Raw genomic sequence first — 26,043 nt, forward strand, 5'->3', positions numbered from 1 at the left:
GCAGAGGAGCAGAGGAGCAGAAGAGAAAAATATTCCCCCTCTTCCCCCTCTTCCCCCCCTGCCCCCTCTTCCCCCTCTTCCCCTACACCCTACACCCTACACCCTACACCCTACACCCTCTTAAAATTTAAGCGCTCATTGCATCAGCCGTTTCAAGTTTTGCCCATTCTTGCGCCAGGATATCCACCGTAGAACGGATTTGTTCTTCGGTATGAGTCGAGGTGACAAAGAAACGCAAGCGGGCAGTTCCTTCCGGGACACTCGGTGCGCCCAAGGGTTGCACATTAATACCGCGATCGAAAAGGGCCTGAGACAACTTAATACATTTATAAGTCTCCCCAACAATAATCGGAATCACCGGCGAACCGGCACTCATGCCGGTGTTGAGTCCCCGTTGCCGCGCTAAATCTAAAAACAGTTTGGCGCGTTGCTGGAGAATGGCGACTCGTTGGGGTTCCGCTTGCAGGACTTGTAAAGAAGCTAAGGCCGCCGCCGTATTTGCCGGAGACATTCCCACACTATAAACAAAGCCTGGGGCGGTGTATTTCAAGTATTCGACCAGTTCTTTACAACCGGCAATATAGCCGCCACAACTAGCAAAAGATTTGCTGAACGTCCCCATCCATAAATCCACATCCGCTGGATTAACCCCAAACATTTCCCCAATCCCCCGGCCATGTTTTCCCAAAACACCGATAGAATGGGCTTCATCTACCATGAGCAAGGTTTTATAGCGTTTGTTCAGTTCGATGAATTTGGGCAGTTCAGGAATATCCCCGTCCGTGCTGTAAACTCCTTCGATCACGATTAAGACTCGGTTGTAACGGTGGCGTCGATCGCCCAGAATAGACTCCAGAGCAACGTAGTCATTGTGGGGAAAAGCGATCGCCGTGGCGCCGGAAAGAATACACCCCTGCATAATACTGTTGTGGCTGAGGGAGTCGTGAACAATCAGGTCATTCTTGCCAAACAGATGGCCAATAGTGCTGACATTGGTACTGTGACCGCCAATGTAAACAATACTATCCTCAGCGCCAACAAACTCCGCAACGGCTTTTTCCAGTTCTCGGTGCAGGGGTTTTTCCCCGGAAGCAATTCGGCTGGCAGAAACCGAAGTGCCATAGCGATCGATCGCCTCTTTCGCCGCTTGGGACACCATCGGATCCCCGGACATTCCCACATAGTTGTAGCTGGAATAATTAATCAGTTCGCGACCACCAATCACAGTGGTATCATTACAGACTCGTTCTTGGACATTAAAATAGGGATTTCTCAGCCCTAACTGGGTAATTTGCTCTAATTGACCTTTGAGTTTGCGATATTCCGGGAAGCGATCGAACCGATAATATTGTTCGGGAACGTCATCACTGGATTCATCCATACTAGGTGCCCCATTTGCCATCAGTCCGTTTGTGGCTGCCCCATTTGTGTCATCGGGAGTCTGGGGTCTATCTTGATTCGCCAAATACAACGCCAAAGCCTGAATATTAGGATAATCCCACAGCAGAGTGGGATCGAGCCTCCGTCCGAGGAAATTTTCCAGATTCCCAGACAGGTTAACCGCCTCGATCGAATTCAGGCCATATTCAGTAAAATCTTTGTGGATCTCTATTTCTTCAACGGGCAGATCCAAGCGTTCGGCCAATTGAGTCACTAACCAGCTAGTAATCGCTGTGGCATCATAAACGTCATCCGGTGACTGCGCGGTAGATTTTGACGCTCCCTTCGGTACGAGAGTGGCTGATTTCGTAGCTTTTTTGTTGATGTTTTGTTGGCTTAACTGGTTTAACTGGTTTAACAATTTCATGGTTCACTCCTCTGTTCAATCGACTCAAAAGGTCTTGCCAATGCTCACCCGGATTTCAGGTTACACAATAGCCTCGTACAAGATGCCAGCGACGATCGCTCGACGATCGCCTCTTTAATTTAGCGATAGTTTTCCGATCGGGGCTATTCCGCCCAGAAATAGCATGATGGTTATTTTGCCATGAAGACATAAAAGTAGCGAGGTAACTTGCGAAAATATACTCACTACATACTAGACCTCTTGCTTTCATAAATATCTCGATCCCCCCAACCGATGGCGGATCAAAGGGGGAATACATAAGAATTTTGCAACAGGTCTACTCACTACTTTCGGATCAGCCCTTCGGAGTAAACGAAATCCAGAGCAAAAATCCAGAGCAAAAATCCAGAGCAAAAATTAGGCATTGATTATAGGCATAAAAGCGATTGACAAAGCAATCAAAATGCCTATCTTTAACGGTTACAGAACATTTTCTCCCTTTCTCCCTTTCTCCCTTGGGCAAAAATTCCTCCTGGGAAAACTAAGACGTTGGCTTAGTTTTGGGTAGTTCCTTGGCGATTCGCGACTAAGCGCGATCTGGCGATCGCGTTGCGGAGCAACATCGCGGTAGCGTTGCGGAGCAACATCGCAGCAAGGCGTTGCGGAGCAACATCGCAGCAAGCAAGGCGTTGCGGAGCAACATCGCGATCGCTTCACGCACCCTGAAAGGGCGGACGGTTCAGTACGCGGGAGAAACCCAGACAGGTTTCAACTCGACCTTGGGTAAAGATCGCTAGATCAAGAGTCCGGCTATTCACTGTAATTTTATTTTTATTTAATTTTTTTATAACATTTGCCGTGCAGTTTTATGGTAAATCAGCCTGAGTCCCGAATCTTTTCCCAAACACAGACACGATCACCCTAGGGGCAATCGATCGATTGCCACCTATCCCACCTACCTACACCCAGGGTTTGATGCTGAAAATTTCGATCAGTTTATTTCGGTCAGTCTATTTTTGCGCGACTTCCGATCCCCCCAACTCCAGAAACCGGGTTTCTTTTTGGCAACAACAGTTAACTGTAATTAGCACAACAGCGAGTCCCGGTTTTTTTCTCTTTTTGGATTTATTCCAGCATTCTAAATAGTTGATGAAGTGGCTAAGTCAAAGGGAATAATAGAAAACATTTTGTTTTCTGTATATAATTTTACCAAGTGATTGCCCATATTTTCCCAGTAAGACTCTGGGGCAGAATCCAAAGAAGGTTGGATTTTTTCCAGCAACCGGGTCAAACAAATCACCAGCCATTCCCCATTGGCAAAAAATGAGTCTAAAGTTTTCCGATTATGCAGCCACATTTGCAGACAAGCCACTGCTGTATGTAAAATACAGTAAGTTTTGGCTAAATCAAATAGTTGGCTAGATTTGCTATATTTGGGGGTGTAAGCAATTCCTTGCTCGACTAAAAATTTATTTTGAATATGAATTAGTTGGTTGAGTAGATTAGTTAAATTCATAATTCGATCTATCACTTGAGATTCTGCTTCTGAATTAATCGGCAGGTCGGCTAAATCCGCTTCAGCTAATTCAATTCCTTGTAAAATATCATCTCGGCCTCGATTATACATTTCCAGCCGATTCGGTTCAAAATCTGGCAGAGGTTTTTCTAAGTTAAAGATGGTGCTGATTTTTTCACGAATGCCAGGATTTTCTGCAATATTTGTTTGGACATGATAGGTGGCTAATTGCTGAATTTGGAGGGCGATCGCGTGTAAATTGACTGCGGTCGAACCATCAAATACACTGATAATTGAATGGTCTCTAACTATTTTCTGGAAAATGCCATACCAATGTTCTTCGCGTAAATAGTAACGCGCCCCTAAAACCGCCGATATGCGCTGAATTACTTGTTCAACGGTAGTGGGAACAAAGTATTTAATAATCGATGAAAATAAACTCATTTGATCGGTAGCGACATGAAGCGATCGCACCGCTGCTAAAGAAACACATTCACATAATAAAATATCTACAAAAGCCTCAATTAAAGTTTTACGAGCGTGAGGAATATCCCAAACGGTGCTGCCATAAATATGGCGGGAAAAGACAAAATCCAAAGTAACTCTTAAAGCCGTATCCGCTTGAGCCAATGAAGGGGCAGCCCCAGCGTGTAAAGTCCGGGTAACTTGGAGAGCTTTAAGAATAATTTCTAAACCGGATCCGGGAGTAGAAATTAAAGCATTGGCAGGCAAAAAGCTATTTTGAAAATTGACCCCACCAATATTCGCCCCGCGCACTCCATGAGTTTTAATTTTATTCAGATGACTGAAAGAGTTGGGATATAACTTATCTTTTTCCACTAAAAAAACGGAAAATCCACGTGGTCCACCTTTGGGATTTGTGCGGGTAAAAACCGTTAAAGCCGTAGACAGAGTAGCATTGCCAATCAGCCATTTTTCGCCGGATAATAAATAGCCATTTTCCAGCACTTCTACAGCAGTTTCACTACTTAAAATATCACTCCCATGATTTTTTTCCGTTAAACCAAAGGAAATTTTTTCCTTATTTTTGATCCGTTGAGCGATTGTTTGCTTTTGCTCATCACTACCGGCAAGCCAAACGGGGGTTGCGCCTAAATAAGTCACTCCATGAGCGATCGCCACTGTTAAGTCTCGTCGGGCAATCACACGGGAAATTGCCAGAACCTCTTCAAAAGATTTGAGTTTTCCCCCGTAAGCAGCGGGAATATAATACAAATCTACATTCCAATCAGACAACAACTGACAAATATCTTCTGGATAGGCATCTTGCTCATCCAACTCTATGCAATGCTGGAAAGAAAATAAATTCTCTGGATTTAACGGATCGCCCAGATGCAATTCCAGTGCTTGAGCCGTTTGGTACTGTGTGAGCAAAGACATGAGAAAACCCCCAATCGCATGATCCCGGAACTGCGACCTATTCCTCCACAACATCCAAGGTGCCAGCCAGAAAATTGGCTCGACAAGCATGGCGCTGGATTTTTCCGCTAGACGTTTTGGGAATGCTGCCATACTTAATCAGGAATACCTGATAAACCTGGAGATCGTGATGGGATGAAACCGATCGCCGAATCGATTGTATCACCGCCTTTACCTCCCAGGAATAGTGCTGGGAAGGATCTTCTGATGAGAGCGCAGCTTGTCGCTTACGCTGTCGATAACGCCGTTCGACTTCAGCCACAATAATTAACCGTTCTTCCCCATCAATTTCCACAGAAAACGCCGCCGAACAAGTGGGGCGAATGGCTGGGTGACTGTGTTCTACGGTGCGTTCAATATCTTGAGGATAATGGTTATGACCGTTAACAATAATCAGGTCTTTGAGTCGTCCAGTGACATATAACTCGTCATTGTCCAAAAACCCTAAATCCCCAGTTCGCAGAAACGGGCCTTCCCCGGTATCTGCTAAATAAGCACCAAAAGCGTGACGGCTTTCTTCGGTTTTATTCCAGTAACCTTGGGCAACGCTAGGGCCTTTGATCCAGATTTCACCGACTTCCCCGGCAGTACATCGGGTCAGGGTTTCTGGATGGGCGATCGCGATTTGGTGATAGGGAATTTGCCGACCGCAACCGACTAGGGTCCGAGTGGTTAACTCTGGATTGGATTCTGGGGATACCGGGACAACCCAATTTTTCTCTAATGCCTCCGCTTCCAGGGTTTGATAAATCGGTAGGGCAGTTTTTGCGCCCCCGGAAACAATTAAAGTGGTTTCCGCCATGCCATAACAAGGATAAAAAGCTTCCCGCCGAAACCCGCATTCGGCAAAGGTAGTCGCAAACTGTTCTAAAGTTTCCGGGTTAATCGGTTCTGCCCCGTTAAAAGCCACTTCCCAAGAACTGAGATCCAGGGTTTGTTTCTGTTCTGGGGTAATTTTATTAATACAAAGTTGATAAGCAAAGTTCGGCCCGCCACTGGTGGTGGCTTGATACCGGGACACCGCTTGCAGCCAACGAAATGGACTTTGAAGAAAGACTAATGGGGACATTAAGACCACGGGAAATCCGGCATAAAGCGGTTGCAAGATGCCACCGATTAAGCCCATATCGTGATAGGGGGGCAGCCAAATCACGCCGCGACTTTGGGGCGAATGTCCAAAACAATGGGCGATCGCCTCTAGGTTATGGAGTAAATTTTGGTGAGAGATCATCACTCCCTTGGGGGTGGCCGTAGACCCAGAGGTATATTGCAGAAAAGCCAGGTGACGACTATTTACCCGTGGGTCTTGCCAAGAGTTTGCCTGAATAGGATCGATTTGATCCGTCGCCAACCATCCCAGAGTTTCCAATTCCGGGGCATCCGCTACCCTTTGGACCAAACTGGAAAAAATCGATGTGGTGGTCAGGGCAACCGCCGCCTGTGCATCGGTCAAAATTGATTGAATTCTGGATAGGGAACGATTTGGCCGTGGCGGATATGCCGGGACTGCCACCACTCCGGCAAATAGACAGCCAAAAAAGGCGCTAATATATTCGATTCCCGGTTGGTAAAGCAATAAAGCCCGGTCTCCCGGTTGACAAAACTGTTGCAATTGGCTGGCGATCGCCAGGGCTTGTTGTGCTAATTCTTGATAAGTCAGATCGACGGAAACCGTTTCTCCGTCAACTAAAAAGCGATAGGCAATTTGATCCGGTTGATGCAATGCCCTGTATCGGAGTATATCAACTAACGTGCTTGTTTTCAGCGGAGTTTCTAGAAAATTCATTCACAACTAGGTGATGCGTGTTAATATTTCTGGTTTAATTTATCTGAATTGGTGCCTGGAATAATCAGGAAAAAATCAACAACCGGGCTTTTTGGGCGCTAATTTTAAATCCGATGCTTTATTCATCGCTAAAAAAGAGAATCGCGAACGGTGGTCAGGTTGATTGTAGCTTAATTAGATAGAAATCATAAGTGATCCTGTGGATATTTCCTAGGATGAGCATCTCAAAACCGATTTTCTCAGGATATTAGTCAGCTATGAGCGATCGCATTTTAATTATCGGGGGCACCGGCAGAATTGGCAGTTGTGTAGCCCAGGATATTGCCCAACATACCGACGCGGAGATTACCGTGACTGGCCGAAAAGCCATTGCGCCCGGGGTGGGGGATTTCTCCGTTTTAGCATTGGATTTAGCCGATCGCGGGCAACTGCTTTCTTGCGATCGCTGGCCATAATTTAGTCATCAACTGTGCGGGGCCGTTTAGCTACCGGGATCGAAGGGTATTACAAACCTGCATTGAACAGGGAGTTAATTATATAGATGTGTGCGACGATCCCCAATTTTGTCACCAAGCCTTAGCCCTGAAAGAACAGGCGATCGCCGCTGGGGTAACGGCGATTCCCTCCGGGACGCTTCGCGAACGTCAGTAGTGGGGTCTTTCCGGGAATTTCCAACAGCATGACCCGACAAGCAGTAGAACAGTTAGACCAAGCAGAAAGTATTCATCTTAGTTATGTGGTCGCGGGGTCTGGGGGCGCTGGAGTCACGGTAATGCGAACCACCTTCTACGCCACTTGGCGCCAGGTGCTTTACTTGGGGAGACCCCAAGACCGCACTGGCTTCTCTACTTGGGGAGACCCCAAGACCGCAGTGGCTTTGGAATTACAACATTCCTTTGACGCTTGGATTGACGGACAATGGCAGCGGGTCAAGCCTTACAGCGATTCCCTCCGGGACGCTTCGCGAACGCGAAATCGTCGAATTTCCTGCCCCTTATGGTCGGGCTGGGGTTTATTGGTTCCAAACCATTGAGGGCGCTACCTTACCCCTGACCTTTCCGGTGAAAAATGTTGTCACCAAATTCGGGTCTGTCCCGGATTTTTATAATTACCTCACGGGGATGGTGGCCAAATTGCCCCCGAAAATCCTAGAAAATCCCCAAACTATTGAATTTTTATCTCAAGTCAGCTATGCCATGACTCAAATTACCGATAAATTTACCGGAGTTGGTCTGGCAATGCGGGCTGAGGTGTCGGGAACCAAAGCCGGTCAACGGGCAAAAGCGATCGCCACAATGGTGCATAAAAATACGGCGATCGCAGCCGGGGCAGGAACCGGCAGTATCGCCGAACTAATCTTAGCGGGAAAACTGCGACAGCCCGGAGTTTGGTTAGTCGAACAAGCCCTATCCACGGACTTATTCACTGAAACCATGCAACGGCGGCAAATTCCCATTGGATTGATGGTTGATGGTTGATGGTTGATGGTTGGTTGTTGGTTGATGGTTGGTTGTTGGTTGTTGGTTGGGGCCGCCATCGGCCGCCATCGGGCTTTTGGGGTGTAGGGTGTAGGGTGTGGGGTGTGGGGGGAAGAGAGAAAAGAGAATAGAGAAAAGAGAATAGAGAATTTTCCTATGCATCCTATGCATCCTATGCATCCTATGCATCCTATGCATCCTCTTCCCCTACACCCTACACCCTACACCATCTCTTCCCCCACTCCCCTATCAATTAAATTTAACCCGTGGTAATTTTTTCTCCGCGAATGGATAAATCTAATAACTCAATTGGATGATAAAGGGGCATAGTTTTCCCCTGTAACTCCAAATGTTTCTTAATTTGTAAAGAACAACCCGGATTAGGTGAAGCAATTAATTTAGCCCCAGTATTCACCAAATTCTCAGCTTTTTGCTGTCCCAACTCATCCGCAACTTCCGGCTGTAACATATTATAAACTCCCGCACTACCACAACATAAGGCAGCATCGATAGGTTCGCGCAATGTCACCCCCGGAATTTTTTTAAGAAGTTGACGCGGTTGCACCGATATTTTCTGTCCGTGTAATAAATGACACGCATCTTGATAAACGATGGGTAATTCCCCATCAGTCAAGGGAGAAAGTTTGCTGGTTAAGCCTACTTCCGCGAGAAATTCTTGTACATCTCGGACTTGATTAGAAAACTGTTTCGCCTTTTCCCGATAGTCTGGATCGTCTTGTAAAATATGACCATATTCTTTCAAAGTATGGCCACAACCTGCCGCATTAATAATGATAAAATCCACGTTAGTATCGGCAAAACTATCAATCATTTGACGGGCGATCGCCTGGGCTTGATTTTCTTGTCCTTGGTGCGCGGGTAAAGCCGCACAACAGCCTTGAGATTTGGGAATCACCACTTCACAACCATTCGCCGTTAAAACTCGCGCTGTAGCTTCATTAACTGGAGAGAAAAATAGCCGTTGTACGCAGCCCAAAATCATCCCCACCCGATAGCGTTTTTCCCCTTTTGCCGGAATTACTTCTGGCAATTCTTGGGTTAAAGACTTCAGATTTACTTCTGGTAAAATAGACTCCATTGCCGCCAATTGGGGCGAGATTTTTTTCATAATCCCGCTAGACCTGACCAGCTTTTGTCCCCCAAATTTTTGATACAGATAAAGGGGAAATAATAAAGGTTTTAGCCGGTTAGGATAGGGGAACAGATTAAAGATGAGATTCCGCAACAACTTATCCGGCAGCGATCGCTCGACATTTCGTTCCACCTGGGGACGAGTTGCCGCAATTAAATCACCGTATTGTACCCCAGAAGGACAAGTGCTGACACAGGCTAAACAGCCCAAACAACTATCAAAATGTTGAGAAGTAATCGGATTTAAATCCGCTTCTCCTTGATTAATCGCATCCATCAGATAAATGCGACCACGGGGTGAGTCCATTTCTTTACCCAACACCCGATAACTGGGACAAGTAGATAAACAAAATCCACAATGGACGCAAGTATCAATTAAACTCGGATCCGGCGGATGTTTCGCATCAAATCCGTTTTCCTGAATTACTTTCTTTTCGGCATTTTCGGCGATCGTTCGATTTTCTGATGTTTGCATATTTGATTTGTTGGTGGTTGTTTGTTGTTGGGTAGGGATTCTTTGGGTAGGGATTCTTTTGTTGATGTTTTATAATTATCAATCATCAATTATCAATTAAATGCCGCAGATAAATCGATTCGGGCTTAAAACATTCTGCGGATCGAATTGATGTTTAATCCCTTGCATCAGTGGGAGAGCATTACCAGAATATCCCCAAATATCGACTTGTTGTTTCAATTCTTGGGATGCCGATAAAATTGTCAAAAATCCGGCATGATTTTCACAAATTTTTCTCAAATTTAATAATACAGATTTAGAGGCCGATTCCTCCGATAACCGTAAGCGACCTAAGCCGCTATTGGCATGAATTACCCCAAACCCTTGAACTTTTTCTATAGTGGCTACCGCTGCCGTCGGTCTTACTCCTATTTTGCATAAAATTGACTCATTTGAATCATTTTCTTCAATGATTTTTTTCAATCGTTGCCATAAAGTAGCTTCCGAGTCGTTGCTATAGGAAATTCCCTTTAAGCCTAATTTTTCTCCTACGGCTAATAATCGTTCAGATTGTTCGGCGACACTTTCTGGGACATTAGAAAATTTGGCCAATAATCCCATACCGCTACCTATATCTAAGGTTTCGACAATTGAGGCGGAAAGAATATCTAAGGCAACGGGGGTTAAAGCGGAAGAACGCACCGTTTGACTGGCTTGATTAATGGCAGCAGAGTCACCAGTTAATAAAACGGTTTGGGACGCGGCTTGCAGGGGATAGAGGCGAAATGTCACTTGGGAAATAATCCCTAATGTGCCGAAGGATCCGGTTAATAATTTCATCAAATCATATCCCGCTACATTTTTGACGACTCTTCCCCCGGCTTTGGTAAGCTGACCATCAGCCCGGACAAAGGAAATACCGAGTAATTGGTCGCGGACGCTGTTATAACGCTGTCGCAGGGATCCAGTGTCAGCAGTGGCAACAATGCCCCCAATAGTGGCGCGATCGCTGTAACTGGGATCGAGGGCGAGAAATTGCCCCGTAGCCGCTAAAATTTTTTGCAGTTCGGCATATTTCATCCCTGCTTGTACCGTCACCGTCAAGTCCCCACTGGCATGATCGATTAGTTGATTCATCCGTGCGGTACTAACTACTATATTGATATCTTTGGGAATACCGCCCCAATGCAGTTTGCTGCCGGAACCACAGGGCAAGATCCGCCATTGGTTTTGTCTGGCAAGGCTGACAACTGTTCCCAGTTGTTCTGGGGTTTGGGGATAAACAATGCAGCTTGGTGGCGGATCCAGGAATAAGTTTTCCGGTTGCCAAGGGCTGACAGCCCCTACACCGACAATGTTTTCCAGTTGTTGAGTCAGTTCTTGAGTAAGTTCTTGAGCGATCGCATTCATCTGATTTATACAATTTGTGGTAAGTTAACTATTCAATATTTTTTGAGGGCGGTCAAAGGGGGGGTGAAATTATTTTAACAAAACCGCGAAATTCCCCATCCCTCTATAGGGTGGGGATGGATAGCGGGGAAAAGTTAGGGGGTCGTACCGCCTAACTTTTCCAATCTACCGCCTGATTGGTTACAAATATAATCTTTGACTATTTGTAATGGAGCGCCGCCACAGGAAACGATACACTTAGAATCATGCCACAATGCAAGCCTTACCCCAATAATACTTATCAATTTCTGACTTGTACTTTTCTCTCAAGACTCTACTACTTGCAGATTTTAGAGATGCCACTAGATTGGAGATATTGTTGTCTGGATGCAAGTCTACCAACCGATGAACACGATCGGGTTCTCCGTTGCAATCTTCTAGCTTTGATGAATTTGCCGTTCTCTTGGTCAGCGTTCCCTAGCGCCGGAAACCGGCGCGGGGTCTGACCGCGTTTTGTCGCTCAAAAACCCCCTTCATATCCGAAATCATAGATTTAGTAAGCACTTTACGTCTGTACTTGGTTACAAAAACGATGTGCAGGTGAATGGAGAAAACAACGTGCGCTCCACTACCTAGATTAGTCATAGAATTTTCTAGTCATGTTCGGCAATTGTGCTACAGTAATTGTAGACTAAAATGCTAGTCACAAACCAAAGGGGGTGAGCAACGCTTGGCCACAAGACGACAGACATTTCGACTGTACCCAAATAAAACCCAAGAAAACAAATTATTTGAAGCGCGTCGCCATCATGCTTACTTGTATAATGCTTGCGTTGCTCACCGTCGCTATGAGTGGAGAGCGAATAAGAAAAATGTCACTTATTTTGAACAGCAGAATTGTCTACCAGATTTCAAAAAAGAATGGGTTGAATTCGCTTATACCCACTCCCAATCCTTGCAAGCCACAGTGAAACGGGTTGATTTAGCTTATGGTGCATTCTTTCAAGGTTTGAGGGGATTGCCTAAGTTTAAATCAATTCGTGACTACTCTGGCTGGACTTATCCAGCTAAATCCGGGTGGAAAGTTAACAGTAATGGCAAGAATGGTAACGTTACCCTTAATGATTTAGGTATCACGATTAAAATGCGTGGCCAAGCTAAACAGTGGGGAACTCTTACTACTTTAACCATTGTGTATAAACCAAGCAGAAATCAATGGTTTGCATCCATAACCGTTGAGCTTCCCACCGTTGAATCTAAATTTGGTTCAAAATCAGACTTGAGTTATGAATCAATCATTGCTTTTGATTTGGGAACTGAAACAGCTATAACTCTCTACGATGGAGAGAGTTTTATCGAAATAGAAAATCCCCGTTTCACTCAAAAAGTGGAACGGGTAATCAAGCAGAAATCTAAGGCTTTGCGCCGTAAAGTTGCGCCAAACAGGAACAAAAACGTTAAAGGTTCTAGACGCTGGAAGAAAGATAGGAAACAAATATCTAAGCTACAAAGAAAAGTTGCTAACCAGCGTTCAGATTGGCAACATAAAGTCACGTCAGAGATTGCTAATCGTTATGACATCGGCGTGAGTGAGCAACTTAATACCAAAGGTATGACGCGCAAAGCTAAAAAGGGTAGTAAACGTAAAAAGCAAAAATCTGGATTGAATAAATCCATCCTTTCAGTTGGTTTTGGAACGCTCAATAAAATGATTGCTGACAAAATCGAACAGAAAGGTGGTTTGATGCTAATGCTACCTACAAAACAAATAAAACCATCACAGAGATGTCCTGAGTGCGGGGCAGTTCATAAGCATTGGGCAGAGTTATCAAATCGATATCATACCTGCGATGCTTGTGGGTTTGAAATACCTCGCGATAAAGGTTCTGTGATGGTCATGTATAATGTTGCAACGTTGAAGCAACCGGGGCTTGGAACGAGCCTCGAAGACTGTAGATGTCTAAGCTCTAGCAATTTGACTGGAAAGCGTAAGCATACTGGTTCGATGCGGCAACTTGGGCAGAAGAAACGTCAAAAATCTTGTCGTAATTCGGATGGGAATTTAGAAACCCCGTCCGTCTATACAGCGGGGTAGTTCATATGGAAGTCAGGGAATAATGCCCGGAAAATTTATTGTTTTAGAAGGGGTGGAAGGCAGCGGCAAAACCACCCAACTGCAACGGTTACAGCAATGGTTATCCCCCCAATGGCCCAAAGAAGTGGTCATCACTCGCGAACCAGGAGGGACTCAACTCGGTGGGGAACTGCGACAAATTTTATTGGCCCACCGGGACGGGGAACCAATGCAAGAAAGGGCTGAATTATTATTGTATGCGGCAGACCGCGCCCAGCACGTCGAAGGCTGGATTAAACCGCAATTAGCAGCCGGGGCAATGGTGTTGTGCGATCGCTACACCGACTCTACTGTGGCTTATCAAGGCTATGGACGAGGCTTATCATTAGAACTAATTTCACAAATTAATCAATTAGCGACCAACGGACTGACCAGCGACCTGACGATCTGGCTAGATATTGATGTAGAAATTGGTTTAGCCAGAGCCAAAAAACGCAGCACCCTTGATCGTTTTGAGCAAGCAAACATTGAATTTCATCGTCGGATTCAAACTGGCTACCAAGCCTTAGCGAAAGCTAATCCTCAGCGGATTATGCGAGTAGATGCATCCCGATCGATTGAAGCAGTGACTACGCAACTTCAAGACATCTTGAAGAAATTTTTAAATTTAGATTAAATCCAGGGAAATTATCATGCATTTGCCAGGGGTGATGGAATTTTGCTAGATATTCACCTGATTCATCAGATAAATTCAATCAAAATAGCTTAAATATACGCCACTTGACGCCACTTGACGCCACTTGACGCCACTTGCTCTACTTGGGGAGACCCCAAGACCGCAGTGGCTTCTTCACTTGGGGAGACCCCAAGACCGCACTGGCTTCTCTACTTGGGGAGACCCCAAGACCCGTTCATGGTTCGCCAGTTGTTCATGGGGGTTTCCCCCAAGACCACACCGGCTCACCGCAGTGGCTTCTTTACTTGGGGAACCCCCAAGATCGCAGTGGCTTCGGAATCCCTTCTGGTCATTAGCCAAAATTGAATCGAGGTGATTAATCCAGAGCGGCAAGTCTTTGGTGACGATTTCCCAAATGATATCTAAATTAATCTCGAAATCTGTTTGATTTAAATAAGTTCTGATGCTGATAATTTTTTGCCAAGGAATCCCTGATAACTGGGCTTGGCGTTCCGGGGAAATATTGACCGCTGCTTCGACAATGAGTTCCAAGCATTCCACCATTGAGCTTGCCAATATTCGATTAATTTGCAGGTCGGTTTTTTGGCGATTTCGCGCTAAAAAAACCGCTTCTTTCGCCGCATCTAACATATGAGATAATCCGATGGTTTCATCAATAAACATCTCAGTTCTCTACTTAGTCTACAAATCAGAACATTTTTCTATGCTAACATTTTTATCCATCATCTTGATCCATCATCTTTATCCATCATCAATCGGGGATATCCGTTGGATAGCCCCTACTGGATCGGCAGGACTGAGCAGAAATTTTCTGGATTAGAAGCTTTGAGGCACGGCATCCCAACAATCAGAACAGGGAGCTAACCAATTCCGCAGGAAATAATAACTAGAGGTCAAAAACTCATCCACAACCTGACTGCTGCGTAATACACTAGAATCACTGGGAATTAAATCAAATAAGTCAGGATATCGTGGTTGTTTTGGACAGAATTTATTAGATAAATTCCAGGCGCTGGGAATCACCGTAATTGTTTCGCTTCGTTGCCCAAGCTTAACTTTCAAAGTTTTTTCTAAGGTTAACTTAACTCGTCCGACATCAAGGGGCGAAGAGATGATAATTACCTGATAATTACTGATTCCGCGAGATTGAATATAGACATTAATCGCTTCACTGGTTTGTTTGACGTTGAATGTGTTGTCAAATATTTGGTTTAAATCAAATATATCAGCCCGGGCAATTCCTAGGGTAATCAATTGATCTCTAATCAGGTCAAATTCTGAAGGAATTCTTTCGGTTTCTGATGCCGGTTTTTTTCGCGAAGCGATCAGTACGCTGTCCGGCCTATTTCTCTGGTATTCTTGGGAGGTTTGCAACAGGCGATCGCTCATCTCAAATATTTGCTGGCCTGGTTGATAAGCACCTCCGGGTTCCGTGACGCTATTGGCCAACATCACAATCAATCTACTTTGATTAGGCAGGGCGGTATAATTAGGATTATTGGGGCAGATTTGTGCATGATTAAGATTTGACCGAATAATCGAATATTCTAGTCTTTCAGAAATCCAATTTACACTAGAAAAAAGCACAATAATTAGTAATGAAACTACCAAATACTTGAGATTTTTAGGAACATTTTTTTCTTGGGCTTTAGTCGTAATAATAATTAATAATACCACAGATAACCCAATGGGCTTTAAAGGAAATGAAATCACACTCCAAATGGTAGATATCGACTGATCGTTGGGAAAAACAATTCCTAAGATGATTAAAACAAATAGCAAAATGGGCAGCAGCCACTTAACGTTGACTTGTGGCACCAATTGAACCAATACATACCAAATTAAGTAAGCCAGTAAAACTAAAATTACCAGCCGAGTTACAATTTCAAACATTCTGTGATGTCCTTCGCCGATAGTTTTTGATAAAAATCTTTATAAAAATATGTAATTCTTTAAAAAATCTAAAGAAATTTAATGTACAATACATATCAAGAGGATTTAAGGCAGGGCTAGAGGCTTGAGCCATGATATCTGTACGATCGCACCTGATGATTTATGCGTTTGAAACAGACAATAACCGACTCAATGTTCCAGATCGGGCTTTCATCTCCTTAGAGACTTCAGCTTTTAAAGAACCCATATAGAACCGAAATTTTTCAGAATTGCTACATCTTCACGAAACAAGTTCAGAGAAATTGTCATCAGCGATCGCTCATTGGCTAAGGACTGTCCCCTTAGCCCAACCGCAAACCTCCATAAAACCTAATCACCGAGGAGAAATGAACATTAATCATTTGCTAAGACTTTACGAAAAAGGACACAGAGAATTTAGTCATCTCCATCTCGACGGAGCCAACTTAAGCCATGTCTCTTTGATCCAGGTTAACCTAACTGGCGCAACCCTAACCAGGGCGGATCTTTCTCGTTCCTTCCTCACTAAGTCTAATCTCAATCAGGCGTCTTTAACCCAAGCCAATTTAAGTTTTATTAAAATGAATGACGGTCAATTCATTAACAGCGATTTGACCAAAGCAAATCTTAGTGGGGCTTTATTGATCAAAAGCCTGATGATGGGAGCCCAAATGAGTGGCGCGAATTTAACCGGGGCGAATCTGCGGGGAGCCGATCTGCGGGATGTCAACCTTTGTAGTGCCAATCTTCAAGGGGCTAACCTACGGGGGGTCGATTTGCGGGGCGCCGACTTGCGCTGGGCCAATCTCTATTGTGCCCGCTTAAGTGGGGCAAAACTGGATGGCGCCCTGCTTCATGGGGTGAATCTCAGTGGCGCCTATTTAAATGGCGTGAATCTTCAAGAAGTGGAGTTAAATGGCGTGAATCTGATGAACGCCAAACTCAGTGCGGCTAATCTACAAGGAGCAAAATTGGTCGCCTGCAATCTCCGAGAGGCCAAGCTTAGAGGCGCGAATTTCAGCGGGGCTAACCTGACCGGCGCCGATTTGACCGGGGCTGACATGAATCAAGCGAATTTATCCAAGACCAATTTTACGCGGGCTTGTATGAGTAAGGTCAACTTGACTGATGCCAATGTTCTCAATGCCATCATTGATGAAACTGCGTTGAATAGATCGCTGCTCACGGATACGATTAAAAAGTGCTTATCTTCGATTCACTCGGAAACAACAGCGATCGGAACCTGACGGTTATTTGTTGTCTGTTACTTGTTATTTGTTAGTGCGATTCGTTCAGGCGGAAAGTCTAGGGATAAAACCCAAAACCTGCGTCTGGTGTAGGTTCTGACCTACATAACTCTGGGGGTGTACAGGATAGTCCTGTAGACAAAGATTCCCGGAGGGTTTTTCCTCCGAGGTCATAGACACCTCACCCCACGGTAAAGATTCACTATCTTTACTCGTGAAGCGGGTAGGAAAGCTGATCATCCCTAAGCAGATGGGAAAAATCAGCAAGTCAAGCGCTCATGGGCAGCGAGAGCGAATTCCCGGCTTGAACCCTCTCCAAACAAAAGTAGCGAAACTGCTTGTTACGCTGCGTCCAAAATGGCATAGGGAAAGGTGACGAATTTAACAAGTCAGTCACAAAGGAATCCCAGAAATACCTAGGGGGACAGGGAAGACCCTAAAAGCGCATTCAACCACCACTAGGGAACGAAGTAAACCCATATTTCTCTTACCAGTAATGGTAAGTAGCGATAGTGTGTAAGCGGATGAAATATTGGGAATGGGATGTGGCAAGAAAGCTCTTTTCCGCCGGTTTTGCCAGTGGATATGCAGACGTGCCACGGCTGTGAAGTTAGCGATTATTAGTAAGTCCAAAGGACGCACAAAACCAGTCGCTTACGACATGGTGTGATTTTAAAGGGACAAAGGATGAACGCTATGCCAAACGGGAACGTTTAACGACTTCCCCATTAGGATGCTATTGGTTTAGCAAGCGCAGCTAGGAGCGGAGTGCCGCGAAAGTGGCACGCTCCGTTCTGAATGGGAGGTGGGAGTTGTGAAGCTCCCATCGACCCCTACCAGTTAGGCAGACAAATAACGAATAACGAATAACGAATAACTATTTCGATCGCCTATTCTTAGACTGGGGCGGTAAGAAATCAGTATAAGGTTGGTAGAAGCTGTAAGGAGGCGAAAAGTGACTCGGATCAAATGCCTGCGAACGATAGGGATAACGGCGAGGATGCTGTATGAGCATGGCGATCGCGCCAACAACCATAATGCTACCGCCAACCACCAAAACCAGAACCACACCGGCGATCGCCCACAAAAGGTTAGTTTGGAACATCGCCGCTTGTTCATAGCGATCTAATCGGGGGTTTCTTTGGTCTAATCTCAAACTCTCGATCGCCCGTTGTTGTTCTTGCAACTGCATCGTCAGTCGTTCGGTTTGAATTTTTTGTTGCTCCAAGCTGCTTCTAAGTTGCTCAATCAACTGACGTTGTTGTTCCAGACTCTTTTTTAACTCGTCGGTACTGGCTTGTTGTAGCACCAATTGACTATTCCACTGATCAAAATTATTTGGCGATCCCGGTGGGGTCGGTACTGGGAGAAGGGACAATGACTCCCCCCCCTCTGGTGGAGAACCCAAATTGGCACCTAACCCCGCCAAAGACCCAAAGCCAAAATTGAAACATCCTTTAAAAAACAAGAGAGCTAAAACCCCTGTAACGGCACAGCCCCCTAAAAATGCCGTAGTATTTTTCATGGATCCCCTTTCTTTGGTACTACGGCGAAATCACAAGCCATGAACATTGGATATCTGGACTTGCAACGCCCTTGCTTGAACATACTAACCGAAACCAAGAAGATCAATAAGAATCCCTACCCACAAATCCCTATTTATTCAAAATTTTGACAAAAATATTCACAAGGGAGACATTTTTCCCAATTTTCTGCTATAATCAAATTTAACTGCGGACATGGCGGAATTGGTAGACGCGCTAGATTTAGGTTCTAGTTCAGCAATGAGTGAAGGTTCAAGTCCTTTTGTCCGCATCTTTAGGTTGAGGCCATTGAGCGTTGACCAAAAAATAATCTACCCGACTTGAATGCGTTAGCCAAAAAATAGGTTACAATAGTAAGTCTCTGTCTAACGACAGTATGTTAATTATTCATTCCCAACACGCCAATGGCTGTCCCAAAGAAGAAAACCTCCAAAACCAAACGCGATCAACGTAAAGCCCACTGGAAGAGAAAAGCCGCTATCCAAGCTGAAAAAGCACTGTCTATTGGTAAATCTATTTTAACTGGACAGGCCAAGGGCTTTGTTTATCCTCCAAGTGAAAAACAAAACGAAGAAGACGAAGAATAAATCCCAGTTATTATTGGGTTTGGTAAAACAGGGCTTCCCAATGCCCTGTTTTTTTACTTTTTAGCCGTGGGCTTTAGCCGTGGGCAAAATCAGCATGGCATCCCCAAAGGAATAAAAGCGATACTGGTGTGCGATCGCTTCTTGATATAAGTCCAACAAACGCTGGCGTCCCACCAAAGCGCTAACCAGCATCAATAGACTCGATTTAGGTAGATGAAAATTCGTAATCAAGCCATCCACCACCTGCCACTGATAACCCGGATAAATAAATAAATCGGTCTTACCACACAAAGGTTGTAACTCGCCTCCTGCGGCTGCCCCTTCCAGCGATCGCACCGCTGTCGTCCCCACCGCAATAACTCGTCCCCCTTGGGCCTTAGTTTCCCGGATTTTGGCCACCGTTGACTCTGGCACCAGCGCCCACTCTGAATGCATCTCGTGTTGCGTCACATTCTCCACTTCCACCGGGCGAAACGTCCCCACGCCCACATTTAAAGTCACAAAAGCTCGTTGGATCCTCCGTTGCTCTAAGCGGGTGAGTAACTCTTCCGTAAAATGAAGTCCAGCGGTAGGGGCTGCCACAGAACCGGGTTTTTCCGCATAAACCGTTTGATATTGGGAGGGTAAAGCCGAAGATTTGGTGATGTAGGGAGGCAAGGGTACATGACCATAAACTTGCAAAACTTGCGCCAAAGTAGCGCCGGTTGGTAGAAATAACTCAATAAATCGACCCCCGGTTGACTCCTCCGTTGCTAAGACCTTGGCCGTAAACGGAGCCGGAATTGCTCCATTTTGTAAAGCTTCAGATTGTAAAGCTTCAGATGCTGGCTCAAATTCGATCTGGGCGCCTGGTTTTAATCGTCTCCCGGGTTTAACCAATGCTAACCAAATATTCGCCTGGGATTCTTCGAGCAACAAGACTTCAACTGGGGCGCCCGTAGATTTACGACCGTATAGACGCGCTTGAATCACACGAGTATTATTTAAAATCAGCAAATCCCCCGGTTGGAGCAATTCTGGTAACTCGCGGAAAATATGATGACTGTGTTCTGTGGGACTTTTCACCACCAGTAAGCGAGACGCATCTCTGGGCACCACTGGATTCTGGGCAATTCTTTCCTCTGGTAGTTTATAGTCATAAGCCGTTAACATAAGGTCAAAATTTTGACTCTCACTCATTCTTTGCCCTCCAAAGCGATTTATTTTTAAAACAGATCAGTCCACGGGATAAAAAATAACAGGTAGAAAAATTTGGGTAAATCCCCCCATAAGATATTAGGGATAATCCCGATGCTGATGGGGACAAAAAATTAAGAAAATATTAATTGTAGCGTTGTCTTTGCCATAAGCGATCGGATATGGAATACATTTATTTTTTCCCCAATGGCAGTCTCTCCATTCGAGTGGTTGAATATCTCCGCAATGCCATACACCTGCCCGTTGTCTTTGTGACGGTGATTCATCTAATTGACGGTTGGATTGTGCGGATTAAAATGAATCCTTGCCTGGATCCGCAGCAAGAAGGGGACTTTCTGGCGGTAATGAACGAGTTGGGATTTCCTTATCAACCAGGGATTCGGCTGCAAATGGCCCTCTGGAGTTTGGAAACTGGACAGTCAGCGATTGATGTGATGCGTCGGTATCAGGTGGTGATTGTGTCTCATGGAGGTGCGGATGTTCACGAAATCGAGCAATTTCGCGCACAATTTGTCAAAGGTTTGGGATATTGCCCAGAAACCTTGGCTTAATTAGTGTTAATTAGTGTTAATTCGTGTTGGCTTCTGAATTAACTAGCTGATTTCCGCATCGAAAGCCCCAGCAATATACTGGTACAAGGTTAGTTGATATTCGCCCAGGGAATTTTCGATGGAAACAGGTTGTCCCAAAATAATCGGGGATGAAAATTCAGTTGTAAATGTGGTTTGCGGGGCAGAAGATCGCCGCTGATACTTCTGATAACTAACTAAAGCCACATCAAATTGGCAAGGACAATTACTCAACTCTGGGCGATCGCCCAAAAATATCTCAGCAGTTTGTAAAAGTTTGGCTTGCTTTTGCGGGGGAATACTCAACAGTCCTCCGGCATCCAAGCTTCGATGTTTGCGTGTTTTCACTTCCACAAATGCGATCCGCTGGTAAGGATGCTCAGGTAATTGCTCCCCAGGGATTTCGCCTGCAATAATATCAATTTCCCCCCACCGACAACGCCAACGCCTCGCGATAATTTCCCAGCCATGATCCTGTAACCATAGGGCGACTAAATTTTCTCCCAACAATCCGATAGTCGATTTTTCCTGGGATTTTTGCTGGTGAGAATCCGGTGATGGTAGTGGCATTTTCGGTGAATTAAATCTTAAAGAGGCGATCGCTGGTAGGATCACCATAGAACCAATCATAGCGGCGATTCACGCACACCGTAGGGGCAAAGCATTCGCGCTGAAACTTTATTAGAGAATCGTCAAGACTCTTACGCGAATGCTTCGCCCCCACGATCCTGAACCTGGTTCACACTGCCGAAATCGATTGTAGATATTATTTCCCCATCAAACTTGTCATACCATGAGTCACCAGGAAGATATTGCGGAAAAGTTTATTACCTTAGTATGTGCTGCGGTATTGTTCATCACTACTGTAGGCGCCCTGACTACCCTCAACTTTGCCATTGCTGCACCCGCTTGGGCCAATGACTACAACCAAGAACAACTGGTTGGGGCTGATTTCTCCGGCAAAGATTTAAAAGACTCTTCCTTTACCAGAGCAAATCTGCGGATTGCCAATTTCAGTAACGCCGATTTGCGCGGGGTCAGCTTTTTTTCCGCCAACTTGGAAGATGCGAACTTGGAAGGCGCTAATCTAAGCCAAGCCACCTTAGATAAAGCTCGATTCATGGGCGCCAATTTAACTAATGCGATTTTAGAAGGCGCTTATGCCTTTAATACTGGCTTTAGAGGCGCGATCATCGATGGTGCAGATTTTACGGATGTATTTATGCGCGATGATGCCCATGAAGTGCTCTGTGGTTTGGCGAAAGGCACCAACCCCGTGACGGGTCGCAATACTCGCGATACTCTATTTTGTGATTAAGGTTATCGGTTATTTACGGATTTGCGGGTGAATGCCATTCGCCCCTACATTTAAAGAGGTGGCGGGGCAAAAGCCCCCCACCTCTTCTGATTTGCTAGATCCTAGATTTATATTGTAGGGTGGGCAAATGTCCACCATCATATAAGGTAGGGTGGGGTGAATATTTTTGCCCACCTTACGAATGTTAGGGGCTATATTTTGTCAGTGCGAGATTAACTGAAAGTTTCGGGATCGACCCCTAACTCTCGCAACTTCTGGGCGAGTAGGGCGGCTTTTTGCTCCGCTTGTTCGGCCCGAAGGCGTTCGGTTTCGGCAATTTGCCGTTCCGCTTCCGCCCGAAGGCGTTCGGTTTCGGCGCGTTGGCGTTCGGTTTCGGCGCGTTCCGCCCCAGTGGGAATCAGATTTCCGTCGTGATTCGCTGACGCGATAGCTGCGCTTCACGCACCACCGTAACCAGGTGAATTGTTTGCCTTCAAATTCTCCCTCCCAAAGGGTCAAACCCAGTCCCACGGTTGCCAACCAGTTGTCAGTCTTCGGTTCGTAGGTGGTGCCGCGTAATTCATAAATCCGCAGCAAGTCTTCCCCTAATTGGTAGGCTGGGTCATATACCACATAGTAGCTGACCCGCATTCGTTGATAGGCTTTTAACTTGCGTTCTAGTTCTTCTCCTTCCCGGTTAGAAACAATCTCGATCGCCACTTCTGGAGGTTTGCCAAACTCCCACATAAAATAGCTACGATGTTTCTTTTCCAGCCAATTCTCGGCCACTTCTACATCTAAACTGAGAAAGACATCTGGGACGATCGCCGGTTCTCTCGCGATCGCAAAAATGCCCACATTCGCCCCGGCTAAAAAAGGAAATCCTTCCAAGAAGCATAAAGCACTTCCGTTAACAAGCGCTGAAGTTTTTCTGAAAAAAAATTATCCACCGGCGTATCGTCTTCAGTAATTATATGATTGACGGAGGGTTCAAAACACAACTCCGGACTTAAAATTTCGGACATGGTTCAACACTCTCTTTGCATTAGGGGTCGATGGGGGAATCACTTCCCCCACCTCCCATTCAGAACCCAGCGTGCCACTTTCACGGCACTAGGCTCCTACCTACGTTGACCCCTTACATAGGTACGACTACCAGAGTGGCAGTTCTTCTTCCTGATGCCCTTGGGCGTTTCCGTCATATCTTGACTTTAAATCGTGACAATGAGCGTGAAGCAATTGCAGGTTTTTGTATTCATCCTTTCCGCCTTGGCTTCTAGGAATGATGTGGTCTACTTCGAGCAGGTCGCTGCTTGTGAAGTATTGCCCGCAATATGGACATTTACCATGCATGCTTTTTCAGCAGTTTTGCCACTCTTGTGGGGGCTTCGATGTCTTGTCCTCGCCTGGTACTCCAGTAAACCCAGTCGCCGTCATACGGAGATTTGTCAGGTTTGACTAAGGTATGTCGTTTAATTTCGACGTCCGCGTGTTTCCATAGCGTTAGTCCGTCTGCTGTGGCAAACGTCCATGTACCATGTCGGCCTTCTCGATAATACTTACGTATTGCTTGGGCTTTTTGTTTTCTTCCACGTCTTCTTACTGACCATGCTCTGAGCATTTGCCAAAGGATATTGTCTTCTGATGAAAACGTTTCCTTGGCTGCTACCCCTGAGTAGTAGTTTGCCCATCCTCTGATCATTGGGTTTAACTTTCCAATGAGTCCCGCTTGTGGGGCTGTTTTATGGGTCTTGATAACTGCTTTTAGGGCTACATGGTGGGCTTTGATTGCTTTCTTGCTTGGTTTAATCAGGGTTTTGAATCCAAGTAGTTCGGAATTGTGGCCACCTGTTTTTCCTGATTTGTGTCTTCCTGCTGGATATTGTCGGATGTTGAACCCCAAGAAGTCGAAACCGGGGTGTACAGTCAATTCATTTTCTGCAACCATCTGATTGAGAGTGTGACATATCCTGGTTTTTTCCGGCTTCAACTCCAACCCAACGGGTTGTAACCAAGTTTCGATTGCGGCTTTAGCTCTTAGGATGACTTTCAATTCTGGGTGTAGAACCACAAAATCGTCGGCGTAACGAATGATTCTGGCTGGTGGGTAGGCTCCTTTTTTAGGGAACTTAGATTCCACTTCGCGAATCATCCCATCTAGTGCTATATTGGCAAGTAGTGGCGATATGACCCCTCCTTGGGGTGTGCCTGCTACTGGTTCTTCAAAGGCTCCTTTGTCCATGATTCCGGCTTTTAACCAAGCTCGCACTTGGCGTCGGATATTCGATGGACATTGGAGCTTTTTCAGTAGGTATGTGTGGTCAATTTTGTCGAAACACTTGGATATATCCGCATCCAGAACGTAATTAGGTTTCTTGTTTATAACAAGATAAATTCTGGCTACGGCGTCGTGTGTTGACCTACCTGGCCTAAAGCCATATGAGGTTTCTTCAAATTTAGATTCCCAGTATGGCTCTAGTGCCATTTTTACCAATGCCTGACGCGCTCTGTCCTCTACTGTAGGGATTCCTAACGGGCGTTTTTCATCCCGTCCGGGTTTAGGTATCCATACTCTCCGAACTGCTTTGGCCTTATTGGTTAGTGACAGTCTGGAGGCCAGACCTAGCCTTTGTACGGGTGTTAGTGATTTTATCCCGTCTACCCCGGCTGTCTTCTTTCCTCTATTGAGTTGGGTTACTTGCCTTACTGCGAGTAATTTTGCGTAATATGACTTTAACAGTAGTTTCTGAAGCCTTTTTGCTGTGACATCGTTGCCCCTACTAGCCGCTCTGTAGATTCTCTTTTGGAGCTTGAACACTTTCCGCTGTACTGATTTCCAGGGGATTTCGTTCCATTCCACCATCAACATTTGTCGTGTTTTGGACATATATACTTCTACTTGAAACTCTACATTTCAACTTAGGCACAGGCTGTCTGCATATACCAGTTGTTAGGCTGGTCTTTGGCTTCTGCACTGTATCTCTCACCCATGTGGCTTGCGCTTACACTTATCACTACTTAGGAGTATCGACCTCTCCTAAGAGCCGGCATGGGCTTTACCTCGTTCCGTGGATTTGGGATTATTAGTTTTAGGATGCTGCCCTATCCCCCTGGGTACTTTTGGGACTTCGCTAATACGTAAGACGTGAAGCTCCGTATCTTTTGTGGGTGACTAATTAATTCCCCCACACTTTCCCCATGACCTTTTGGTCGCAGCGTTCCAACCAGATTTCGCTACTTTATAGTTAAGAGGGTTCAAGTCGGACATTTGCCTCGCGGCTGACCTTGACTAATTGGCTCGAAGGGATTCCCTTACTGGTTAAGCGTTACCTCCTTTTCAGCCCGCTTCACACCTTTGATGGTGAGTCTCCGGGTGGGGCTGATGCCTAATTACCCCTGGCAATTGTTAAATCTTTTGTTAAGATTCTTCTTTTGCCAGAAAATCCGGGTATTTGTCCTCCATTTAAGACAACAAATCCACAGTTATAATGGTTCGTGACACGAGTGCAGGCGGAGCCTGTTAGTACACGGCGTCTGACGAAACCATTACCACGCGCACGCTTCCGGGTTTCCCCGTCCGCTTTCCGCGTGAACGAATCGCACTAATTAATCTATAATAGCGTTAAGCCTGCCCCCGTGAAGACGGGGGTTAGCAATGGATTTAAACCCATTGCAACAAAAACCAAACCCAATGGGGCGTTTTCTTAGATTTAAATCAACCATAATTTGCGATTTTATTGACTTACAGCGGTTTTCAGATTAACAAACCACTATCGGGCGAAGCATGACCGTAGGGGCGTGATCTTTCCGGTAGTCCATCTAATATTATAAGCAGTAGGGGCGAATGGCCATTCGCCCGTACAAGGGCGAATGGCCATTCGCCCCTACGGAATGCTTCGCCCTTACAATATTTTCAGCA

The 26,043-nt window shown here is 45.5% G+C and carries 21 protein-coding genes, 1 tRNA gene and 2 pseudogenes; 11 read left to right on the top strand and 13 right to left on the bottom strand.

The window, feature by feature from the left end; all coding sequences use genetic code 11:
- Positions 1-127 precede the first annotated feature (127 nt).
- The 3 genes from ABWT76_RS28260 to ABWT76_RS28270 form a co-directional block, all read right to left on the bottom strand.
- Positions 128-1,807 (bottom strand): aminotransferase class I/II-fold pyridoxal phosphate-dependent enzyme, encoded by a 1,680-nt coding sequence (locus ABWT76_RS28260; RefSeq protein WP_054468936.1) that lies wholly within the window; start codon positions 1,805-1,807, stop codon positions 128-130.
- A gap of 1,117 nt (positions 1,808-2,924) precedes the next feature.
- The gene (locus tag ABWT76_RS28265; protein ID WP_054468935.1) at positions 2,925-4,703 is read right to left on the bottom strand and encodes an acyl-CoA dehydrogenase family protein; all 1,779 of its coding nucleotides are present in this window, start codon (positions 4,701-4,703) and stop codon (positions 2,925-2,927) included.
- A gap of 37 nt (positions 4,704-4,740) precedes the next feature.
- A complete protein-coding gene (locus tag ABWT76_RS28270; RefSeq protein WP_054468934.1) occupies positions 4,741-6,528 on the bottom strand; it encodes a fatty acyl-AMP ligase in 1,788 nt (595 codons plus the stop codon).
- A 257-nt stretch (positions 6,529-6,785) separates the two neighbouring features.
- On the opposite strand from ABWT76_RS28270, the gene ABWT76_RS28275 reads away from it, so the two are divergent.
- From ABWT76_RS28275 to ABWT76_RS28290, 4 genes are read left to right on the top strand one after another with little or no spacing between them, the layout of a single operon-like run.
- Positions 6,786-6,983 (top strand): saccharopine dehydrogenase NADP-binding domain-containing protein, encoded by a 198-nt coding sequence (locus ABWT76_RS28275; protein WP_322096550.1) that lies wholly within the window; start codon positions 6,786-6,788, stop codon positions 6,981-6,983.
- Positions 6,984-6,990: 7 nt separating this feature from the next.
- Positions 6,991-7,179 (top strand): saccharopine dehydrogenase NADP-binding domain-containing protein, encoded by a 189-nt coding sequence (locus tag ABWT76_RS28280; protein WP_354636446.1) that lies wholly within the window; start codon positions 6,991-6,993, stop codon positions 7,177-7,179.
- Between the two features lie 28 nt (positions 7,180-7,207).
- On the top strand, positions 7,208-7,561 hold the full coding sequence (locus ABWT76_RS28285; protein WP_322096549.1) for a hypothetical protein: 354 nt from the start codon (positions 7,208-7,210) through the stop codon (positions 7,559-7,561).
- Positions 7,562-7,589: 28 nt separating this feature from the next.
- Positions 7,590-8,006 (top strand): hypothetical protein, encoded by a 417-nt coding sequence (locus ABWT76_RS28290; RefSeq protein ID WP_082348988.1) that lies wholly within the window; start codon positions 7,590-7,592, stop codon positions 8,004-8,006.
- Positions 8,007-8,265: 259 nt separating this feature from the next.
- Here the strand turns inward: ABWT76_RS28290 and ABWT76_RS28295 are convergent, their stop codons facing one another.
- From ABWT76_RS28295 to ABWT76_RS28305, 3 genes and pseudogenes are all read right to left on the bottom strand, one after another.
- Positions 8,266-9,633 (bottom strand): (Fe-S)-binding protein, encoded by a 1,368-nt coding sequence (locus tag ABWT76_RS28295; protein ID WP_054468933.1) that lies wholly within the window; start codon positions 9,631-9,633, stop codon positions 8,266-8,268.
- Positions 9,634-9,729: 96 nt separating this feature from the next.
- Positions 9,730-11,022, bottom strand: coding sequence for an FAD-binding oxidoreductase (locus ABWT76_RS28300; protein WP_054468932.1), 1,293 nt, complete (start codon positions 11,020-11,022; stop codon positions 9,730-9,732).
- A 243-nt stretch (positions 11,023-11,265) separates the two neighbouring features.
- Positions 11,266-11,646 (bottom strand): annotated as a pseudogene (locus ABWT76_RS28305) (transposase).
- Positions 11,647-11,731: 85 nt separating this feature from the next.
- Between ABWT76_RS28305 and ABWT76_RS28310 the strand changes: the two are divergent.
- Positions 11,732-13,096 (top strand): transposase, encoded by a 1,365-nt coding sequence (locus ABWT76_RS28310; protein ID WP_354635308.1) that lies wholly within the window; start codon positions 11,732-11,734, stop codon positions 13,094-13,096.
- A 22-nt stretch (positions 13,097-13,118) separates the two neighbouring features.
- Positions 13,119-13,751, top strand: a complete 633-nt coding sequence (gene tmk, locus ABWT76_RS28315; protein WP_054468931.1) for a dTMP kinase — start codon at positions 13,119-13,121, stop codon at positions 13,749-13,751.
- 174 nt (positions 13,752-13,925) lie between these two features.
- Here tmk and ABWT76_RS28320 read toward each other — a convergent pair whose 3' ends face one another.
- Both ABWT76_RS28320 and ABWT76_RS28325 read right to left on the bottom strand, forming a co-directional pair.
- Positions 13,926-14,435 (bottom strand): DUF86 domain-containing protein, encoded by a 510-nt coding sequence (locus ABWT76_RS28320; protein ID WP_054468930.1) that lies wholly within the window; start codon positions 14,433-14,435, stop codon positions 13,926-13,928.
- Between the two features lie 153 nt (positions 14,436-14,588).
- Entirely contained in the window at positions 14,589-15,665 is a 1,077-nt protein-coding gene (locus ABWT76_RS28325) for an ElyC/SanA/YdcF family protein (RefSeq protein ID WP_054468929.1), read from the bottom strand.
- A 386-nt stretch (positions 15,666-16,051) separates the two neighbouring features.
- On the opposite strand from ABWT76_RS28325, the gene ABWT76_RS28330 reads away from it, so the two are divergent.
- The gene (locus tag ABWT76_RS28330) at positions 16,052-16,930 is read left to right on the top strand and encodes a pentapeptide repeat-containing protein (RefSeq protein ID WP_054468928.1); all 879 of its coding nucleotides are present in this window, start codon (positions 16,052-16,054) and stop codon (positions 16,928-16,930) included.
- 877 nt (positions 16,931-17,807) lie between these two features.
- On the opposite strand, the gene ABWT76_RS28335 is transcribed toward ABWT76_RS28330, so the two are convergent.
- Positions 17,808-18,455 (bottom strand): hypothetical protein, encoded by a 648-nt coding sequence (locus tag ABWT76_RS28335; RefSeq protein WP_054470348.1) that lies wholly within the window; start codon positions 18,453-18,455, stop codon positions 17,808-17,810.
- A 208-nt stretch (positions 18,456-18,663) separates the two neighbouring features.
- Between ABWT76_RS28335 and ABWT76_RS28340 the strand changes: the two genes are divergently transcribed.
- Positions 18,664-18,745 (top strand) — tRNA-Leu (locus ABWT76_RS28340).
- A gap of 133 nt (positions 18,746-18,878) precedes the next feature.
- A complete protein-coding gene (gene rpmF / locus ABWT76_RS28345) occupies positions 18,879-19,061 on the top strand; it encodes a 50S ribosomal protein L32 (RefSeq protein ID WP_054470349.1) in 183 nt (60 codons plus the stop codon).
- A 60-nt stretch (positions 19,062-19,121) separates the two neighbouring features.
- Here rpmF and queA read toward each other — a convergent pair whose 3' ends face one another.
- Positions 19,122-20,240 carry a tRNA preQ1(34) S-adenosylmethionine ribosyltransferase-isomerase QueA gene (gene queA, locus ABWT76_RS28350; RefSeq protein ID WP_054470351.1) on the bottom strand — a complete coding sequence of 373 codons (1,119 nt, stop codon included), beginning with the start codon at positions 20,238-20,240 and terminating at the stop codon, positions 19,122-19,124.
- Between the two features lie 179 nt (positions 20,241-20,419).
- Between queA and ABWT76_RS28355 the strand changes: the two genes are divergently transcribed.
- A complete protein-coding gene (locus tag ABWT76_RS28355; protein ID WP_054470352.1) occupies positions 20,420-20,809 on the top strand; it encodes a hypothetical protein in 390 nt (129 codons plus the stop codon).
- Positions 20,810-20,851: 42 nt separating this feature from the next.
- Here the strand turns inward: ABWT76_RS28355 and ABWT76_RS28360 are convergent, their stop codons facing one another.
- On the bottom strand, positions 20,852-21,445 hold the full coding sequence (locus ABWT76_RS28360; protein ID WP_242050094.1) for a YraN family protein: 594 nt from the start codon (positions 21,443-21,445) through the stop codon (positions 20,852-20,854).
- 175 nt (positions 21,446-21,620) lie between these two features.
- On the opposite strand from ABWT76_RS28360, the gene ABWT76_RS28365 reads away from it, so the two are divergent.
- Complete coding sequence (locus ABWT76_RS28365) at positions 21,621-22,145, top strand: pentapeptide repeat-containing protein (protein ID WP_054470357.1); 525 nt, start codon at positions 21,621-21,623, stop codon at positions 22,143-22,145.
- Between the two features lie 201 nt (positions 22,146-22,346).
- Here ABWT76_RS28365 and ABWT76_RS28370 read toward each other — a convergent pair whose 3' ends face one another.
- Together ABWT76_RS28370 and ltrA are read right to left on the bottom strand one after the other, a co-directional pair.
- Positions 22,347-23,015, bottom strand: a complete 669-nt coding sequence (locus ABWT76_RS28370; protein ID WP_231636974.1) for a Uma2 family endonuclease — start codon at positions 23,013-23,015, stop codon at positions 22,347-22,349.
- A gap of 261 nt (positions 23,016-23,276) precedes the next feature.
- A pseudogene (ltrA, locus tag ABWT76_RS28375) lies at positions 23,277-25,011 on the bottom strand (group II intron reverse transcriptase/maturase).
- Positions 25,012-26,043 lie beyond the last annotated feature (1,032 nt).

It is taken from the genome of Planktothricoides raciborskii GIHE-MW2, from assembly GCF_040564635.1.
Taxonomy (GTDB): Bacteria; Cyanobacteriota; Cyanobacteriia; order Cyanobacteriales; family Laspinemataceae; genus Planktothricoides; species Planktothricoides raciborskii.

Coding starts and splice junctions, on each gene's coding strand:
- ABWT76_RS28365 (WP_054470357.1), top strand. CDS start 21,621: ATGAGTCACCAGGAAGATATTGCGGAAAAGTTTATTACCTTAGTATGT.
- ABWT76_RS28330 (WP_054468928.1), top strand. CDS start 16,052: ATGAACATTAATCATTTGCTAAGACTTTACGAAAAAGGACACAGAGAA.
- ABWT76_RS28295 (WP_054468933.1), bottom strand. CDS start 9,633: ATGCAAACATCAGAAAATCGAACGATCGCCGAAAATGCCGAAAAGAAA.
- ABWT76_RS28300 (WP_054468932.1), bottom strand. CDS start 11,022: ATGAATGCGATCGCTCAAGAACTTACTCAAGAACTGACTCAACAACTG.
- ABWT76_RS28260 (WP_054468936.1), bottom strand. CDS start 1,807: ATGAAATTGTTAAACCAGTTAAACCAGTTAAGCCAACAAAACATCAAC.
- tmk (WP_054468931.1), top strand. CDS start 13,119: ATGCCCGGAAAATTTATTGTTTTAGAAGGGGTGGAAGGCAGCGGCAAA.
- ABWT76_RS28270 (WP_054468934.1), bottom strand. CDS start 6,528: ATGAATTTTCTAGAAACTCCGCTGAAAACAAGCACGTTAGTTGATATA.
- ABWT76_RS28325 (WP_054468929.1), bottom strand. CDS start 15,665: ATGTTTGAAATTGTAACTCGGCTGGTAATTTTAGTTTTACTGGCTTAC.
- ABWT76_RS28360 (WP_242050094.1), bottom strand. CDS start 21,445: ATGGTGATCCTACCAGCGATCGCCTCTTTAAGATTTAATTCACCGAAA.
- ABWT76_RS28265 (WP_054468935.1), bottom strand. CDS start 4,703: ATGTCTTTGCTCACACAGTACCAAACGGCTCAAGCACTGGAATTGCAT.
- rpmF (WP_054470349.1), top strand. CDS start 18,879: ATGGCTGTCCCAAAGAAGAAAACCTCCAAAACCAAACGCGATCAACGT.
- queA (WP_054470351.1), bottom strand. CDS start 20,240: ATGAGTGAGAGTCAAAATTTTGACCTTATGTTAACGGCTTATGACTAT.
- ABWT76_RS28275 (WP_322096550.1), top strand. CDS start 6,786: ATGAGCGATCGCATTTTAATTATCGGGGGCACCGGCAGAATTGGCAGT.
- ABWT76_RS28285 (WP_322096549.1), top strand. CDS start 7,208: ATGACCCGACAAGCAGTAGAACAGTTAGACCAAGCAGAAAGTATTCAT.
- ABWT76_RS28335 (WP_054470348.1), bottom strand. CDS start 18,455: ATGAAAAATACTACGGCATTTTTAGGGGGCTGTGCCGTTACAGGGGTT.
- ABWT76_RS28320 (WP_054468930.1), bottom strand. CDS start 14,435: ATGTTTATTGATGAAACCATCGGATTATCTCATATGTTAGATGCGGCG.
- ABWT76_RS28355 (WP_054470352.1), top strand. CDS start 20,420: ATGGAATACATTTATTTTTTCCCCAATGGCAGTCTCTCCATTCGAGTG.